Below are 17,997 nucleotides of genomic sequence, written 5' to 3' on the forward strand. Positions count from 1 at the left end.
TAAAAATAAATAAGCTATGTACCATAAATTAAAACCAATTCTTCTAACACTCTTCGCGGCGATCATGGTTTGGTCCTGCGAAAGTGAACTGGAATTGCAGCCTGAAGATAACAGGCAATCCGCAGAGACAGTATTCAAAGATTCCGAGTCTTATAAGCAGTTCCTGGCAAAACTATATGCCGGACTTGCGATAAGCGGTCAGGAAGGACCTGCTGGAGATCCCGATCTTGAAGGACTTGATGAAGGATTTTCGCAATATATGAGGTTATACTTCATGATGCAGGAATTAACTACAGATGAGGCTGTTATTGGATGGAATGATGGAACGATTAAAGATCTACATTCCCAAAACTGGACCTCTGGAAATGAATTTATAAGAACCATGTATTCCAGGTTATTGTATCAGGTTGCATTAACCAATGAGTTCTTAAGACAAACTACTCCAGAGTTACTTGACTCCAGAGGCGTAGACGATGAGACAAGAGCAAATATTCAGGATTATCGTGCAGAAGCACGTTTCTTAAGAGCCCTATCTTATTATCATACGCTGGATCTCTTCGGAAATCCACCTTTTGTTACAGAAGAAGATCCTATTGGAGCCTTTTTGCCTGAACAAATTGAACGCCCGGCCTTGTTTGATTATATAGAATCTGAATTATTAGATATCGAAGACGATCTTATAGCTGCGGGTCAAAATGAATATGCACGAGCAGATCAAGGTGCAGCCTGGATGTTATTATCTAAGCTTTATTTAAATGCACCAGTCTATATTGGTGAAGATAGAAATAGCGATGTAATTACATATACTGAAAAGGTGATCAATGCTAGTTACCAACTATCAGATTCTTATCAAAAACTTTTCCTTGCCGATAATAATTCGAATGGAGCTCAAAATGAAATTATTTTTCCAGTTGCTTTTGATGGTCAGAAGACACAATCTTACGGGGGAATGACTTTTATTATCCATGCATCCATTGGTGGGGATATGGATCCGGAAAGCTTTGGAGTAAATAGTGGATGGGCAGGACTTAGAACCACTTCTGCTTTGGTAAACAAGTTTTTAGACAACAACGATAATCCTATTGAAGAAGTAGCAGATCAAAGAGCACTGTTCTTTTCAGAAGGACAGAGTAAAGAGATCAATGATATTTCAAGTTTCACTGATGGTTATGCTGTCACCAAGTATAAAAATGTGGATGTTGACGGGAACCAGGGCTCTGATGCTACTGGAGAATTTCCAGACACAGACTTTCCATTATTCCGTCTTGGAGATGCTTACCTGATGTATGCTGAAGCTGTTGTAAGAGGTGGTGGTGGAAGCCAGAGCACAGCCGTAGGTTATATTAACGATTTACGTGAACGTGTAGGAGCTGAAACTATTTCGGGTTCAGATCTTACCCTGGATTTCATACTTAGTGAAAGAGCAAGGGAATTATACTGGGAAGCACATAGAAGAACAGATTTAATCCGTTTCAACCAATTTTCAGAAAATGGAATCTGGCCTTACAAAGGTGGTGTCCCTCAGGGAGCGACTACGCAATCTTTCAGAAACCTTATGCCTATTCCGGCTGCAGATTTAGGAGTAAACACAAATTTAACACAGAACCCAGGTTACTAATATTAATAATACAACAATGAAAAAACTTTCAATATTCTTACTAACGATGATCGCTGTAATTGGATTTTCATCCTGTGAACATGATGATGATGTGGTATTTACAGCGCAACCAGATCCAGAAGGTGTTAATTTTACAACATCATTTGCTTCTAACTACACCTTAAATGCAGCCTCTTCTACTAATTTAGCTGAAAGGTTCGTTTGGAATGAAGTAGATTTTGGAGCTCCAACTACGGTTACTTATGAACTTCAGGGTTCAGCAACTCAGGATTTTTCAAGTTTTGATGTTATCGGAACCACTTCAGAAACAAATCTTGGAGTGACCATTGCACAAATGATGTCTCTTGCTGTAGATGCTGGACTTGATAATGATCCTGCCACAGAAGAGATGCCTAATACAGGAGTTATTTATTTCAGGGTTCGTGCTTTTGCCGGAACTGATGGTGGAAATGCTCTTGAAGAAATCTCTGATGCCGCTTCTTTAAATGTTACACTACCTGAAGCTTCTGAAGAGGAAGAGGAAACTAAAATGAATTTATTTTTAGTAGGTGATGCAACGGCAGCAGGCTGGGATAATAACAATAATAACATGCCTCTTTTCAGAGACTCTGAGAATGATAATGTATTTTATTTCCAAGGACGTTTTGCTGGTGGAGCAGCGGTTGAAGGCTTTAAATTACTGAGTATGCGTGGAGCATGGCAACCACAATGGGGACTTTCTGATGGTAATTTTACCAACAGCGAAATTTTAGGTGAAGATCCTAGTGCTTTTCCTGTAGATTCAGATGCTTACTATAGTTTCTCTGTAAATACAGAAGATATGACCTATACTTTTGAAGAGGTTGACGCAAGTTCTGCAGCTTCTTATGATGTAATTGGTCTTGTAGGAGCAGGAACTTCTGTTGGCTGGCCAGGTGATGATAATCCTACTCCAGATATTCAACTCACTCAATTAAATTTTGATTCTCATATTTGGTATGCTGAAAGCGTAACACTAACAGATGGACCTCTAAAATTCAGAGCAAATCTTGCATGGGACACTAGCTGGGGCGGTGGAGAGAATTTCCCTAGCGGTCAGGCCACCGGTGATGACATTATGGCTTCTGCAGGAACTTATGAAGTATGGTTTAATGACCTGACTGGAAGATATATATTCATTCCATTAGAACCGTAAAAAACATAATTTTAAAAGAGGCTGTCAAAAAGTGAAAATATCGTCATCCTGAATTTATTTCAGGATCTTAAGAGATTGATTGTCAATCGAATTTAGAAGCTGAACCGAGTTTAGCATGACGAAAAATCATTTTTTTAGACAGCCTTTTTTTTCTAAAATTCTATAAAATGAAAAAAATAAAATATTTTAATGTTTTCATGCTTGCAGTAACTTTAATTTTTAGTTCCTGCTCTACAGACGATGATAACAACGATCCTTTAGATCCAACAGATGACGGAATAGGAACAGAACAACCTACTCCAGCAGAACCCGAAGCGATAGATCTTGCTGCCTTTGATAATGATCAAAGAGTAATGATGCAGGCTTTTTACTGGGACGTAGAACCTCGCTTTGAGTGGTGGGATCTCCTTTCAGAAAAAGTACCTGGCTGGGCAGATGCGGGTGTTGATCGCATCTGGCTTCCGGTAGCATCCAAAGGGCAATCAGGTCCATTTTCTATGGGATATGATCCTTCAGATTATTATGATTTTGGAAATTATGAACAACAGGGAACCGTGGAAACCCGATTTGGATCTCGTGAAGAACTGGAAAATCTCATCGCTACGGCCCATGATAACGATCTGGAAGTAATTGCAGATATTGTAATTAACCATAACTCTGGTGGCGGACTTCAATATAATCCGTACCGTGACTATGAAACTTACACCCTATTTAATGAAGAAAATGGGAATGCTTCTGGTATGTTCAATAGAACTTACGAAGATTTTTATCCTAATAGCGTTAGTGAGTATGATCCAGGAAGTTTATTTTATCCTGAAACCAATTTAGATCACCACCTGGACAGAGTACAAAACTGGCTTTGGAAAGATGAAAACTCTGTAGCTAAATACTACAAGAATGTAATGGGCTTTGATGGCTGGCGTTTTGATTATGTAAAAGGTTTCGAACCCTGGGTAGTAAAAGAATGGCTTGCTGAAGTTGGTGGCTTTTCTGTAGGAGAAAATTTTGATGGAAACCCAGATGTTCTCCGAGATTGGATTGAAGCATCTGGTTCAGCTGCTTTTGATTTTTCTACTTTTTATAAACTGGAAGAAAGTTTGGACAGATTTAAAGATCTTACCAATCTTGAAAAAGATATGCTATGGAAAACAGATCCAGAGAATGCCGTTACTTTTACAGCAAACCATGATACCGAAAAAGATGATAATGTAGATAATTATATCGCTTCTCAAAATAAACTGAAAGCCTACGCATATATTCTAACCCATCCAGGATATCCAACCATCTTTTATTCAGATTACGAAAATGCTGATTTTCAGGATGAAATAAAACAAATGATCGCTATTCATAATAGTATCGCGACAGGAGAAACTGAAATTCTTTATGTTGATAATGATGAATATGTTATGAAAAGAAGTGGTACAGGTACAAATCCTGGATTAATTCTATATATTAGCATCAGTAATAACACAAAAAGAAGAACTGTTAGTTCAAACTGGAATAATATTACCCTTATGGATTATAGCGGTAATTCATCATACAACCCTACCTCCGATGAAAATGGGATGGTTCAGATCGAGGCTCCGTCTAACGGATATGCAATTTACTCGATTACGAAATAAACCTTTTTATTTTGAATTTTCATAGGTGTTAATTCAAAGAAGGCTCCGCTCTATGCGGAGCCTCTTTTTTTCTATGCCGTCTACCTCTCCATCCTGACATTTATTATTCTTTTATAATATTTTCGAAGTTTTCGTTTGGAATTTCAATCTTAATCCCTCACTATAGATGAAACATAAAATCTATGGAAGTAAATTTATTATTTTCATTATTTGTCAACTTTTAATTGTTAGTAATTTTTTAGTTGTTTGATTATCAATATATTAACATGTTTTTATTGATAACTTTTTTTAAACCCATTGTTAATTATCTCAATTCTTTGTGTAGTTTTATACCACTCGAATAACGAATTTCTAACCTAAAAATCTCATTTATATGCCTGTACAAGAAAAATCAGTCGTTCCACAAACATATACCCAGGAACAGGCTTATGAAGCTTCGCTTAAATATTTCAAAGGTGACGACCTCGCCGCCAGAGTTTGGGTAAATAAATATGCCCTTAAAGATTCTGATGGGAATATTTACGAACAAACCCCAGATGATATGCACAGGCGTATCGCAAAAGAAATTGCCAGGGTTGAAAAAAAGTATCCGAACTCCATGAGTGAAGATGAAGTTTTTGACCTTATTAAGAACTTTAAATATATTGTACCTCAGGGCAGCCCGATGGCTGGAATTGGGAATCCTTACCAGGTTGGCTCTCTTTCCAATTGTTTCGTAATTGGAAATGATGGAGTTTCAGATTCTTATGGAGGGATTATGAAGATTGATCAGGAGCAGGTACAGTTGATGAAACGCCGTGGCGGAGTTGGTCATGACCTTTCGCACATACGCCCAAAGGGATCTGCGGTTAAGAATTCCGCTTTAACCTCTACCGGAATTGTTCCTTTTATGGAGCGTTATTCAAATTCTACCAGAGAAGTTGCTCAGGACGGTCGTCGTGGAGCTTTGATGCTATCAGTATCTATCAACCATCCCGATGCTGAAGATTTTATCGATGCTAAAATGGAACAGGGCAAAGTTACAGGTGCCAATGTTTCAGTTAGAATCGACGATAATTTCATGAAAGCTGTTAAGAATAACGGCAATTACACACAGACGTATCCAGTCTTCAGTAAAGACCCTAAGTTTTCAAAAGATATTGAAGCAGATAAGCTTTGGAAAAAGATCGTGCATAATGCCTGGAAATCTGCCGAGCCAGGAATTCTTTTCTGGGATACCGTAATTAATGAGTCGGTTCCAGATTGTTATGATGATCTTGGTTATAAAACGGTTTCTACAAATCCATGCGGAGAAATTCCATTATGTCCTTATGATTCCTGTCGTTTACTAGCGATCAATCTTTTCTCTTATGTAGAAGAACCATTTACTGAAAAAGCACATTTTAACTATGAGCTCTTCAAAAAACATATTGGTGCCGCTCAAAGGATCATGGATGATATTATTGACCTTGAATTGGAAAAGATAGATAAAATCATTGCCAAAATCGATGCCGATCCGGAAAATGAAGAGGTAAAAGCAGTAGAAAAGAATCTGTGGCTTAATATCCGCAAAAAAGCTGATGAAGGAAGAAGAACCGGAATTGGAATTACTGCTGAAGGAGATATGCTTGCCGGACTTGGAATTAGATACGGTAGCAAGGAAGGAATTGATTTTTCAGTAGATATTCACAAAAAGATTGCACTAGCAGCATACCGTGCTTCTGTAGATACAGCGAAAGAAAGAGGAGCTTTCTCTATTTTTGATTCAGAAAGAGAAAAAGACAATCCGTTCATCTTAAGACTTAAAGAGGCAGATGAAAAGCTTTATTATGATATGCTGGAATATGGAAGAAGAAATATTGCGCTTCTAACCATCGCCCCAACAGGAACTACCAGCTTAATGACGCAAACAAGTTCTGGAATTGAGCCTGTATTCTTACCTGTTTATAAAAGAAGAAGAAAAGTAAATCCTAATGATAAAAATGCCCGGGTAGATTTCGTGGATGAAGTTGGGGATTCCTGGGAAGAATATGTTGTTTTCCACCATAGATTTAAAGAGTGGATGAGAGCCAATGGTCATGATACGAATGAAAATTATACTCAGGAAGAGCTTGACAAATTGGTTAAATTATCTCCATATTATCAAGCAACCTCTAACGATGTAGATTGGCTAAGCAAAGTGAAAATGCAGGGAGCCGTTCAAAAATGGATAGATCATTCCATTAGTGTAACTATTAACCTTCCTAATGATGCTAGCGAAGACCTTGTTGGAAAATTATATCTGGAAGCATGGGAAGCGGGTTGCAAAGGAGTCACCGTTTATCGTGATGGATCGCGTTCTGGAGTATTGATTTCAAACGAAGAGAAAAAGGAAGAAAACGAACAGACTGCCGGAGATTTTCCTCTAAAAAGACCTGAAACACTTACCGCAGATGTGGTGCGTTTCCAAAATAATAAAGATAAATGGATTGCCTTTATCGGTTTAGTGGATGGGCGTCCTTATGAGATCTTTACTGGATTTGCAGATGATGAAGAAGGAATTTTAATTCCGCGTTGGGTAAACGAAGGTCTTATTATTAAGAATAGAAATGAAGATGGCACCTCTCGTTATGATTTCCAATATGAAAATAAACGAGGATATAAGACAACTATTGAAGGGCTTTCGCACAAGTTCAATCCAGAATTCTGGAACTACGCGAAACTAATTTCCAGTACACTGCGTCACGGAATGTCTATAGATAATGTGGTAGACCTTATTAATAGTTTGCAATTAAACAGTGAGTCTATCAACACCTGGAAAAATGGTGTGGTAAGAGCTCTTAAGCGTTTTATTGCTGATGGTACTGTTGCCAAGAAGGAAAAATGTACCAACTGTAATTCTTCAAACTTAATTTACCAGGAAGGATGTTTAACCTGTAAGGACTGTGGTTCTTCTAAGTGTGGTTAATCGTCCGGACTGTTATAACTGATAAAAAAGGCTCTCAATATGAGGGCCTTTTTTATTATTAAAAATTGTCATTTAGATACGTAGCATAGCGGAGTGAGAAATCTCTTGATCAATTCTAACTCAAAAGAGATCTCTCCCTTGGGGCGAGATGACATTGATTCTATAATCAAAAACACATTAAACTAGGTCATTTCGATTCGTAGCGAAGCGGAGTGAGAAATCTTTAATTCCTAATTGGTTACTGTTGTTTATTAATCATTGAAATTATTCCAACCTTACACTTCTAATTCCAACTGAATGTGGTTTCTGAAGTTTATCCTTTTCTATTCCAGGACCAATAGAAAATTGAATACTTTCCACGTTTTCCATTTTCAGCTTACCCGAATAAGAATGATCAAAATAATAAGGCAAAAATCCCGGATATGGTCTTGGTAACGTAACTGTTTTCACCGGTTTTAAATCTTCTATATTGATCTCTATATCCTGAATTTCATTGGTTAATTGAATCATTTTCCCGAAGGAAGCGCCATTATCCATTACCAAAGCAATCATCACTTTTTCTGAATTTTCGCCAAGGGATCTTCCGGTAAGCACTAATTTCTGTTTATCTAAAATTGATCTACTTCCTAGTTTTTCCTGAAAATTATATCTGAAAGAATAATCATAAATAGGCTCGGCATTGGTATTCTCTACATCTTCTTTAAATAAACTATCAATAACAACCTGGAATTCAGCTTCATTTTCATTAATCGGTACCAGATTGTTTTTCGGAGACCAATTGATCACCATTTTATCTGAATCTTTGGCGGCATTAAAAAGATTAATTGAAGTGTCTTCATTCAAAATTTTTGTTTGGAATTGCTTTTCTGAATAAAAATCCCAGTTTTCAGGACTTCCCGCTACCCCACCCGGAAAAGTAGTTTTATTTTCCTCTGTAGAAACAATAATTCGATATTCCAAAAATCCGTTCTTTAAAAGATTTTCTGGAACTTTAGCGGAGTAATCATAATTATTGGCTGCTTTTAATTCAACAGACTCGTAAGTACTTCCATTTTGGAACCAGGCTTCCACTTTTTCCACTTTGTTATTTGAAACCACAGTTGCTTCTATTTTCAGTTCACTGCCAGCCGTTGCTATATTGGTTGCTTCATGAACTAAATAAGTTTTATCTACGGTGCTTTCTTTGGCTTTAAATGCTTTAGGATCGAAATTTAATTCATGCTGATAGTCAGCGATATCGAAATCTTTTCCGCCAGATTTAATTAAATAAGTTCCAGGAGAAACTTTAAACTTTTGCCCTTCAGATTCCATAGAAACATTATTTCCTTTATTTAGCCCAGAAATCTTAAAATTTTCACCTAAATCATTCAATTTCAATTCCATCGTATTCTCCTTCCAGCTAATTACCGAAACCGTTTTTTCAAGACTATTACTCCCAAATGGATTCCTGATAAGAATAGGATCTGGCATTACTTCCAACCTCCAGACTCCGTCTTCCAGCTTATCCAGAAAATAAGCTCCTTTCCCTTGATATTTTATGATTTCCGAACTGCCATGGCCGGCAATTTTCTTTAATTCAGAAATATTCTTCGGTTTTATGGTATTGGTATTAGTATAAATAAAAGTTTCACCTGAATTATATGACGCTACATCTCCCTCATAACTGATCTTAAAATCTCCAAATTCAAGGCTTTCAGGATAGGTTCCCAAATCTTTTCGCATTGGAACTTCGTGAAAGATCTCCGAAGCGATCATGAGGGCCAGGGCTTTATGCGGAGTATAATTCAGGTTCATATAATGCGTGTTATACTCGGTATTCGCATAGGCTAAAAAAGTTGGATCATACGCAAAGTGGGTAGCGATCTGGATTCCGGCCTCCCTGAAACTTCTGGCCATCGCCGGATACATATAAGACTTGTTCACGTCTGCCGCATCAAATTCATATACCAGCTTCGTTTTATTATTCTTTTCGATTACATCATTAAATGGAATATTATAATCATTTACATTTGGCAATAAATTCCCTTCTAATTCTTTCTGAAATCCAAGGCCGGTTGGATACCACTGGAAAGTTCCTCCATCAATATTTGAAGTAAAATAAGTTTCAGCAAGCTGAATGCTATGGCTTACATTATAAAAAATGGGCTTCTCAGTTCCGCTTTTACGCATTGCCGAAACCATTCTATTGATAAATGACTTCACTTCTTCCGGAGTACCCCTGTGATGTGGTTCATTACTAACCTCAAAAGCGATTAGATTGGGCTCGCTCTTATAAGCCACACCCGTATAAGGATTTACATGATTAAGAAATTGAGCCAAATAATTCTGTTGAGCTTTAATCGCTTCAGGATTTGTTAAGCTTCCTTCTTTACCATATTTATTGGAAAATCCCGGAGTATCTTCATCCGGCTCCGGCCAGCCATTTCCCCAGTAAGCTATAGGTGTGATCACAAAATTGATATTTCGCTTCTTTAATTCATTCAATAAGTAATCAAAAGTTTCTAAATGTTCGTTTTCAATAAGATTTCCTTCAGTATCGCTAATCTCGGTATCCCAGACATGCAAACGATATAAATCAAAACCCAACCTTGAAAAATGATAAATATCCTTATCTATTTCAGCCTTGATATCCAGTCCTTTCTTTTCTGCAGAACGATACGCATGGGCAAATGGCACCGAGTAGTTCACCCCAAAGCCATAAACTTCCTCATTACTTCCACCCCATCGCATAATTCCTTCTTCATCTACATACACATCTTCTTTAGCATCATTCTGGGCTATCATTCCTGAAGAAAAGAATAGAAAAGCAATAAATAAGTATCTAAAATTCACTTTTAGGTTTTTCATCTTCAAAATTTTTCTAATTATATATCGCAGATTTCTATTCCTTCTCTAAGTGCGGCAAGTTTATCATCATAAGTCGGAATAAATTCCTGGGCTACAAATCCATCAAACCCTGTTGCGTGAATTGCTCGCATTATTGCAGGATAATAAAGCTCCTGTGAGTCATTAATTTCATTTCTCCCGGGGTTTCCGCCTGTATGATAATGATTTATATATTCGTGATTTTCTCTGATAGTTCTAATCACATCGCCTTCCATGATCTGCATATGGTAGATATCATACAATAATTTGAAATTTGGTTTATCCAGAGCTTTAGCTAGATTAACACCCCATGCGGTGTGATCACACATATAATCTGGATGGTCTACTTTACTATTAAGTAATTCCATTACCAGATTTACGTTCATGCTTTCTGCATAATCCAATAACGGCGTAAGGCCTTTTACGCAGTTTATAATTCCGGTTTTATCATCCATTCCGTTTCGGTTTCCCGAAAAACAGATCACATTTTTTATGTTATGTTCCGAAGCTTTTCTTATAAGACCTTTATATTTTTCCTGAAGCTGCGCATGGTTCGTCAGATCATTAAAACCTTCTGTGATACTGGCAAAATCGTCGGTCGCCATAGAACATTCAAGTCCTTCTTTTTCAACAATATCCCATTCAGATGGCTTTAAAAGATCAATCGCCTGGATTCCCATTGCTGCACAAGCTTTGGCAAATTTCTGAAGTGGAATATCCTGGTAACACCACCGGCATACCGCATGATTTATTTTTCCGGAGCCAAAAATCTTTTCAGAAGATTTATTTTTTTGTTCCAAATTGGAAGCAAACACACCTGAAACTCCTGTAAAACTTAGCAATCCTGCGCCAAGCCCCAGGTTTTTTAGTAATTTCCGCCTATTGATCTTGTCTGCCATAAAATTTATTTTTCTAAAATTAATAATAAATGTAAATATTACAATTATTATTCAGAAAAATTATTTCTCACGCCAGATTAAGCTATTTCAAAATTATAACCGGACTTTAAAAGTTTCTGATAATTCTTGTAATTGAATTTATAGAGGAACGCTCCCCTTTTACTGGTAGTTTTATCTTTTTCCTCCAACTTTTCTAAAACATTGAGCGACAAAACTTTTTTTCTGAAATTCCTTGCGTCAAGTTCACGCTGATAAATAGTTTCGTATAGGTTTTGTAGTTGTGGAATGGTGAACTTTTCAGGCAACAGCTCAAAACCAATCGGTTTGTATCTTGCATTTTGTTTTAGCTGTAGCAAAGCATCCTGTACCATTTCATTATGATCTAATATTAATGTAGGTAACAGATCTATTTCATACCAGTGTGCGCCATGCTCTTCCACTAGTTTTTCATCATATTCGTCTATTCTTATAAGAGCATATTGAGCCACCGAAATACAGCGATATCCGGGATCCCTATCCTTTTTTCCATAGCTTTTTAGCTGTTGCATAAATACATTTTCAAGCCCGGTAATTTCACTTAAAACTCTTTGTCCTGCAACGTCCAAATCTTCATCTAAGCGAACAAAGCTTCCAATTAAAGACCATTCCCCTTTTAATGGCTCTACCCGCCTTTTGAATACCAGCAGCTTCAACTTTCCTTCGTGGAATCCGAATATAATACAGTCGGTCGCTACATACATTTTCTCTTTAACCTGATAGAGATCACTGTTATCTTGAGTCATTCTCAGTTTTAATTTTGATAAAGATAGATAATCTAAAATTTTATTGAAATAATAATGAATGTATTTTATACGTTTATTATATTTGAAGATATTAAATTAAAAAATAACGTGTTGAGCAGCATTAGATCTTTTAAGGAAAAACCAAATGTTTTTGACAATTTTAAATCGGAAGTTGTTGTAGAATCACCAGGACGTATCAATCTAATTGGGGAGCATACAGATTACAATGAAGGCTTTGTCCTGCCGACAGCTATCGATAAAAAGATTATACTCAAATTTCAAAAAAATCATACAGAAAATTTCTGTCGTATTTATAGCGAAACTTTTAATACGGGATTTGAATTTCAATTAGATAAAGCCTTTGAAAAAGGGTCTGACTGGGAAAACTATATTTTAGGTGTGGTAAAAGAACTTCAATATCATAGTTCCAAACTGGAAGGTTTTGACTGTTTAATAGAAAGCAGGCTTCCTGTGGGTGCCGGCATTAGTTCTTCTGCCGCTTTGGAATGTGGAATTGCAAGTGGACTTAATGAACTCTTTGATCTTGGCCTCGATAAGCTGGACATCGTAAAATTATCTCAGAAGGCAGAAAATGAATTTGTAGGCTCCAATTGCGGAATTATGGATCAGTATTCCTCTGTAATGAGCAAAGAAGACCATATTATATTGTTAGACTGCAGAAGCCTGAAATCAGAATTTATTCCTGCCGACTTTAAAGATTGCAAACTACTGCTGTTAAACACCAATGTTTCTCATAATCTGGCAGATAGCGATTATAATTCACGAAGAGAAGAATGTGAAGCTGCTGTGGCTATTATACAGAAAGAAATGCCGGAAATAAAATCGGTTAGGGACCTCAGCTTTGAGATACTAAATCGATTTAAAGATCAACTCACCGGGAAAATGTACGAAAGATGCCTTTATGTCTTAAAAGAGAATGAACGTGTGCTCTCTGCTGTAAAAACATTAAAATCTGGTAGTTTAAAAAGTTTCGGGGATTTAATGTATTCTTCGCATGAAGGCCTTCAACATAATTATGAAGTTAGTTGCCCGGAACTGGACTTTCTAGTGGACTATTCAAGAGATAAAGAGTTTATCTATGGATCCAGAATGATGGGTGGCGGCTTTGGAGGCTGTACAATCAACCTTATTGAAAAAGACAAAATCGATGATTATATCGAAGAGGTGTCTTCAGCATATTTCAATAAATTCAATATAAAATTAGATGCTATAAGCGTTCATCCCGATGAAGGCACTAAAATTTTTAAAAAATAAGTAATGAAAACTGAACTGAATAATACACCACATAGGAGATATAATATTTTAACGGGAGAATGGATCCTGGTTTCACCACATAGAACAAAAAGGCCGTGGCAGGGTAAAACCGAAGAAACCAAAGTTATAAAAAAAGAAACTCACGACGCTTCCTGTTATTTATGTCCTGGAAACACACGTGCCAGTGGTGACACCAACCCAGATTATAAGGAACCGTATTCTTTTATCAACGACTTTTCTTCCTTGCTGCCAGACGCTCCGGAGATCGATTTTCAGGATGGATTATTAAAAGCCGAAAGTGAAAAAGGTATTTGTAAAGTTGTATGCTTCTCTCCAGATCATTCGCTTACCCTACCGCTTATGGAAGTTGAAGATATTACCAGGGTGGTAAAAATGTGGAAAAAGGAATATAAAGAATTGGGGGCTGTAGAGAATATTAATTATGTTCAGATATTCGAGAATAAGGGAGCGATCATGGGATGTAGCAATCCTCATCCGCACGGCCAGATTTGGTCTCAGTCCTCTGTGCCCACTGAAGTACTAAAGAAATCGGTGAAATTCAAGGAATATTGGGATCAAAATAAAAAAAGTCTGCTTTCAGATTATCTGAAACAGGAACTGGATGCAGATGAAAGAATTCTCGAAGAAAATGAGCATTTTGTAGCCCTTATCCCATATTGGGCAGTATGGCCATTTGAAGCGATGATCATTCCCAAAAGGCATCTTCAGCATATTGGTCAATTAAATTCTGAAGAAGAAAAAGCCTATGCTGAAATTCTAAAAAAGCTTACCATAAAATATGATAATCTCTTTGAAACATCATTCCCTTATTCTTCCGGAATACACCAAATTCCAACCGATGGAAAAGACTATCCCGAATGGCATTTTCACATGAGTTTCTATCCCCCATTATTACGTTCGGCAACGGTTAAGAAATTTATGGTGGGCTACGAGATGTTTGCGGGACCACAACGAGATATTACTGCAGAACAAGCAGCAAAAAGGCTAAATGAGCTATCTCCTGTGCATTATTCTAAATAATTTTAAATAAAGGGATGGAAAAAAAGGTAACTCTAAAAGAGCTCGCGAAACAGTTGAATGTTTCAATTAGCACGGTTTCAAAAGCTTTAAATGATAGTCCGGAGATAAGCCCTCAAACTCGTAAAAAGGTAAAGGAACTTGCAGATTTGAACTATTATGTTCCTAATGTCCTGGCACAAAATCTAAAAACAAGCCATACCAAGACCATTGGGGTTATTATTCCTGCAATTCTTCCTCATTTTTTCGCGGAAGCCCTTCATGGAATTGAAACCAAGGCTAGTGAGCTTGGCTATCGTATTATTATTTGTATTTCTAACGAATCTATTCAAAAAGAAGCCGAAAGTATTAAAACGCTTATCAACGGGCAGGTAGATGGCCTTATCATGTCTCTTTCAAAGGAAACTCAGGCAAAAATGGATATAGATCATATTAAAACTCTTTTCAATCATAAAGTTCCGCTGGTTCTTTTTGACAGGGTTTTGGATCAAATCTCTTGTGATAAAATACAAATTAACGATTCGCTCCAGGCTGAATTGGCTACCATGGAGCTATACAACTCAGGGTGTAAAAAAATAGCTTTCTTTTCAGGTATATCAAATACCAGTGTAAGTAATGAAAGAAAACAGGGGTATCTGGCTGCCCTTAAAAACCTGGATATCAAAGAGAAGGTCATCAGTTTTGATCCCGAAAAATTTCCAGAAAAAAAACTGGTAGGCCTTATTTCCAGAAAAGAAATTGACAGCGTATTGGCTTCAGATGAACTGGGAGCGATACTGGTAATGAAAAGTGCATTAGATGCAGGTTATAAAATCCCCAAAGATCTTTCTGTAATTGGCTTCACCAATGGTACCATGAGCAAACACTTTCGCCCTTCTTTAAGCACTGTAGATCAGCATGCGCAGGATCAGGGCAAATTAGCACTGGAAACTATGGTAGATCGAATAGAGGGAAAACTTTCTGAAAAGTTCAGCAATTATACATTGGAAACCTCCATTATACACCGTGATTCTACCAGAAGAAATTTCTAAGAAATAAACTATTCAGAAGTATGATACACCTCTAAGCACTTTTGTAGTCTTAAAAAGCTTAGAGATTTTTTAAAAAGAGCTTAAGCAAAATAAGCATAAACTCCTATAACTATAACCACAATTGCAATACCTACAGGCTTAACAAATCTCCATGGCGTAATATCCACCTGTTTGGTGTGCTCCTGTAAGTATGGAGTTTCTCTTGGCCATATCTTACCTATAACAAGCATTATCACAACGTTCAAAGCAAATAATATCGCCATAACATCCAGAAAGTGAGGATATGCACTTGCTTCTATTGCCGCTAACTCTGCAACATCAGTGATTCCACTAGCATTTGCATGCTCAAGAGCATTAGATATAAGGTATGGTTTAAGTCCAAACTGACTAATAATATATAGTAGAGAACCAGATATAAGTCCGATTTTGGCAGCAATTGCAGGAACATATTTCGTTAAATAACCCACTACAATAATGGTTAGGATAGGAATACTGTAAATACCGTTAACTTCCTGTAAATATTCAAACAAACTACCAGCATCTGCAATAAATGGTGCTATGAACATTGCCGCTATCGCCAGAAAAATCCCGAACATTTTACCATATTTTACAATGGTCTTTTCGTTTGCATCCTTATTTATATGCTGCTTGTAAATATCTATTCCGAATAAAGTAACAGAACTATTTAAAACACTATTGAATGAACTCAGGATCGCTCCAAAAATTACCGCTGCAAAAAAACCTATCAGGTATCCAGGAAGCACCCTATTAACCAGTAATGGGTAAGCTTCATCCCCGTTTTCCAGATCGGCGCCGAAAATATGAAATGCAATAATACCTGGTAGCACTACGATAAGTGGCCCTAAAATTTTAATGAAAGATGCAAGCATTAATCCTTTTTGACCTTCCTTTAAATTCTTAGCTGCGAGTGCCCTTTGTATGATTTGCTGATTTGTACCCCAGTAGAATAACTGTACAAGCATCATTCCTGTAAATAAAGTATGAAAAGGTACGGGGCTGGTCTCGTCTCCCATAGACTGGAATTTCTCAGGATTAGATTCCATCAGCGTTGTGACACCTTCAAAAAATGCTCCATCACCAATAATGATCAAACCGAAAACCGGGACTAAAATTCCCCCGATCAATAATCCAATAGCATTAATACTATCAGAAACTGCTACGGCTTTTAAGCCTCCAAATACAGCGTAAATAGATCCTATAATACCTATACCCCAAACACAAATTTTAATGGCTGCATCATCAGAAACGCCTAATAAGGTAGGAACGTCAAACATCCCACTTATGGCTACAGATCCTGAATAAAGAATAATTGGCAAAAGAACCACTACATAACCTGTAAGAAATAATGCTGATGTCAATGTTTTAGTAGTCACATCATATCGTTCTGCCAGGAATTGAGGCACCGTGGTGAGGCCTCCTTTTAGATATCTTGGTAAAAGAAAAATGGCTGTAACAACAATTGCTATTGCCGCCAAGGTTTCCCATGCCATAACTGAAAGTCCGTTGGCATAAGAGCTCCCATTTAATCCTACAATTTGCTCTGTAGATAGATTGGTAAGTAATAAGGAACCCGCAATTACCCCTGCAGTTAAACTTCTACCTCCTAAGAAATAACCGTCACTAGTGGATTCATCAGTTTTTCTAGTTGCAAAATAAGCTATTATAGCAACAAGGGCAGTAAAACCTACAAAGGATAGAATTCCAATCATAATGATTTCTTAAAATTTCGTTTAAATATAGAATTATTATTTTACAGAAAAAGTAAAAGTGATGTTGTTTTCATACAATTCACCGGGCTTTAGCAAACTTGAAGGGAAATTTCTGAAATTTGGCGCATCAGGATAATTTTGAGCCTCCATGGCCACAGCGGGATACTTGTTATCTATAGGACTTAAATACGTCCAGGAATCTGGTAAAGCTTCTGGTGAATAAATAACTAAAACTGACTGATTACTACTCAATTTCATCTTAATACCGCTTAACGATGAAAATAATTGTGCATGTACTTCATTTTCCATAACATCCAATACATATACGTCATCAAGCTCCCTATTGCCTAAAAGTTTATTCTCTCTATAATCTTTAGGATTCTCTTTTAGCTTGGTAAGGTTTCCGGTTGGTAAGTTCTTCTCATCCAGCTCTAAGATCTTGGATGCATTTACCTGCATAAAATGATCACTTACGCTTCCGCCTCCATTCAGATTAAAATAAGAATGGTTGGTAATATTTACAATTGTAGCTTTATCGCTCTTGGCAGAATAGGAAATTTTTATTTCATCATTTTCAGTAAGGGTATACTTCGCTTTAACCTGAAGTCTTCCAGGATATCCTTCCTCTAAATGTTCACTAGTATAAGATAAAGTTACAGAAGGATTTTCTCCTTCTGTTTGCCTCTCAACTTCCCATAATTTATACTGAAACCCAGACTCTCCTCCATGTAAATGAACCCCTTCTTTCTTTTGATCTAGTTCATATTCATCTTCATCAATTTTAAATTTTCCTTCAGAAATTCTTCCGGCAAATCTTCCAATAGTAGCTCCAAAACATTTATTTTCCTCGCGATACTCCGTAGTTAAATAATCTTCGGGCTGCCTTGGCCCAACAACCAGATCTATAAGATCTGCATTTTTATCATGCATCTTAAAACTGAAGATAGTTGCACCGTAATTCAGGATCTGTAGTCGGGATTTATTTGAATTGATAAGGTCTATTACCTTAAGATCAGATTTTTGGATCTCGCTCAAAA

At 37.0% G+C, this 17,997-nt stretch carries 12 protein-coding genes; 7 read left to right on the forward strand and 5 right to left on the reverse strand.

The window, feature by feature from the left end; genetic code table 11:
* The first annotated feature begins 16 nt into the window (after nucleotides 1-16).
* The 4 genes from GFO_RS10060 (at nucleotide 17) to GFO_RS10075 (ending at nucleotide 7,340) form a co-directional block, all read left to right on the forward strand.
* Nucleotides 17-1,618, forward strand: coding sequence for a RagB/SusD family nutrient uptake outer membrane protein (locus GFO_RS10060; RefSeq protein WP_011710007.1), 1,602 nt, complete (start codon nucleotides 17-19; stop codon nucleotides 1,616-1,618).
* Between the two features lie 16 nt (nucleotides 1,619-1,634).
* Entirely contained in the window at nucleotides 1,635-2,792 is a 1,158-nt protein-coding gene (locus GFO_RS10065; protein WP_011710008.1) for a SusE domain-containing protein, read from the forward strand.
* A gap of 167 nt (nucleotides 2,793-2,959) precedes the next feature.
* Nucleotides 2,960-4,414 (forward strand): alpha-amylase, encoded by a 1,455-nt coding sequence (locus GFO_RS10070; RefSeq protein WP_011710009.1) that lies wholly within the window; start codon nucleotides 2,960-2,962, stop codon nucleotides 4,412-4,414.
* Between the two features lie 373 nt (nucleotides 4,415-4,787).
* The gene (locus tag GFO_RS10075) at nucleotides 4,788-7,340 is read left to right on the forward strand and encodes an adenosylcobalamin-dependent ribonucleoside-diphosphate reductase (RefSeq protein ID WP_011710010.1); all 2,553 of its coding nucleotides are present in this window, start codon (nucleotides 4,788-4,790) and stop codon (nucleotides 7,338-7,340) included.
* Nucleotides 7,341-7,604: 264 nt separating this feature from the next.
* Here GFO_RS10075 and GFO_RS10080 read toward each other — a convergent pair whose 3' ends face one another.
* The 3 genes from GFO_RS10080 to GFO_RS10090 form a co-directional block, all read right to left on the reverse strand.
* Nucleotides 7,605-10,187 carry a glycoside hydrolase family 5 protein gene (locus tag GFO_RS10080; protein ID WP_049792105.1) on the reverse strand — a complete coding sequence of 861 codons (2,583 nt, stop codon included), beginning with the start codon at nucleotides 10,185-10,187 and terminating at the stop codon, nucleotides 7,605-7,607.
* 17 nt (nucleotides 10,188-10,204) lie between these two features.
* Entirely contained in the window at nucleotides 10,205-11,104 is a 900-nt protein-coding gene (locus GFO_RS10085) for a hydroxypyruvate isomerase family protein (protein WP_011710012.1), read from the reverse strand.
* Nucleotides 11,105-11,181: 77 nt separating this feature from the next.
* Nucleotides 11,182-11,886 carry an NUDIX hydrolase gene (locus tag GFO_RS10090; protein WP_011710013.1) on the reverse strand — a complete coding sequence of 235 codons (705 nt, stop codon included), beginning with the start codon at nucleotides 11,884-11,886 and terminating at the stop codon, nucleotides 11,182-11,184.
* 54 nt (nucleotides 11,887-11,940) lie between these two features.
* Here GFO_RS10090 and galK point away from each other — a divergent pair, with 54 nt between their 5' ends.
* The 3 genes from galK to GFO_RS10105 are packed head-to-tail and all read left to right on the forward strand — an operon-like array spanning nucleotide 11,941 to nucleotide 15,230.
* The gene (gene galK, locus GFO_RS10095; RefSeq protein WP_011710014.1) at nucleotides 11,941-13,161 is read left to right on the forward strand and encodes a galactokinase; all 1,221 of its coding nucleotides are present in this window, start codon (nucleotides 11,941-11,943) and stop codon (nucleotides 13,159-13,161) included.
* Nucleotides 13,162-13,164: 3 nt separating this feature from the next.
* Nucleotides 13,165-14,202 carry a UDP-glucose--hexose-1-phosphate uridylyltransferase gene (locus GFO_RS10100; RefSeq protein ID WP_011710015.1) on the forward strand — a complete coding sequence of 346 codons (1,038 nt, stop codon included), beginning with the start codon at nucleotides 13,165-13,167 and terminating at the stop codon, nucleotides 14,200-14,202.
* Nucleotides 14,203-14,216: 14 nt separating this feature from the next.
* The gene (locus tag GFO_RS10105; RefSeq protein ID WP_011710016.1) at nucleotides 14,217-15,230 is read left to right on the forward strand and encodes a LacI family DNA-binding transcriptional regulator; all 1,014 of its coding nucleotides are present in this window, start codon (nucleotides 14,217-14,219) and stop codon (nucleotides 15,228-15,230) included.
* 80 nt (nucleotides 15,231-15,310) lie between these two features.
* On the opposite strand, the gene GFO_RS10110 is transcribed toward GFO_RS10105, so the two are convergent.
* Nucleotides 15,311-16,960 carry a solute:sodium symporter family transporter gene (locus tag GFO_RS10110; RefSeq protein ID WP_011710017.1) on the reverse strand — a complete coding sequence of 550 codons (1,650 nt, stop codon included), beginning with the start codon at nucleotides 16,958-16,960 and terminating at the stop codon, nucleotides 15,311-15,313.
* 36 nt (nucleotides 16,961-16,996) lie between these two features.
* Nucleotides 16,997-17,995, reverse strand: coding sequence for an aldose epimerase family protein (locus tag GFO_RS10115; protein WP_011710018.1), 999 nt, complete (start codon nucleotides 17,993-17,995; stop codon nucleotides 16,997-16,999).
* Nucleotides 17,996-17,997: the final 2 nt, after the last annotated feature.

The sequence above is a fragment of the Christiangramia forsetii KT0803 genome, from assembly GCF_000060345.1.
Taxonomy (GTDB): Bacteria; Bacteroidota; Bacteroidia; order Flavobacteriales; family Flavobacteriaceae; genus Christiangramia; species Christiangramia forsetii.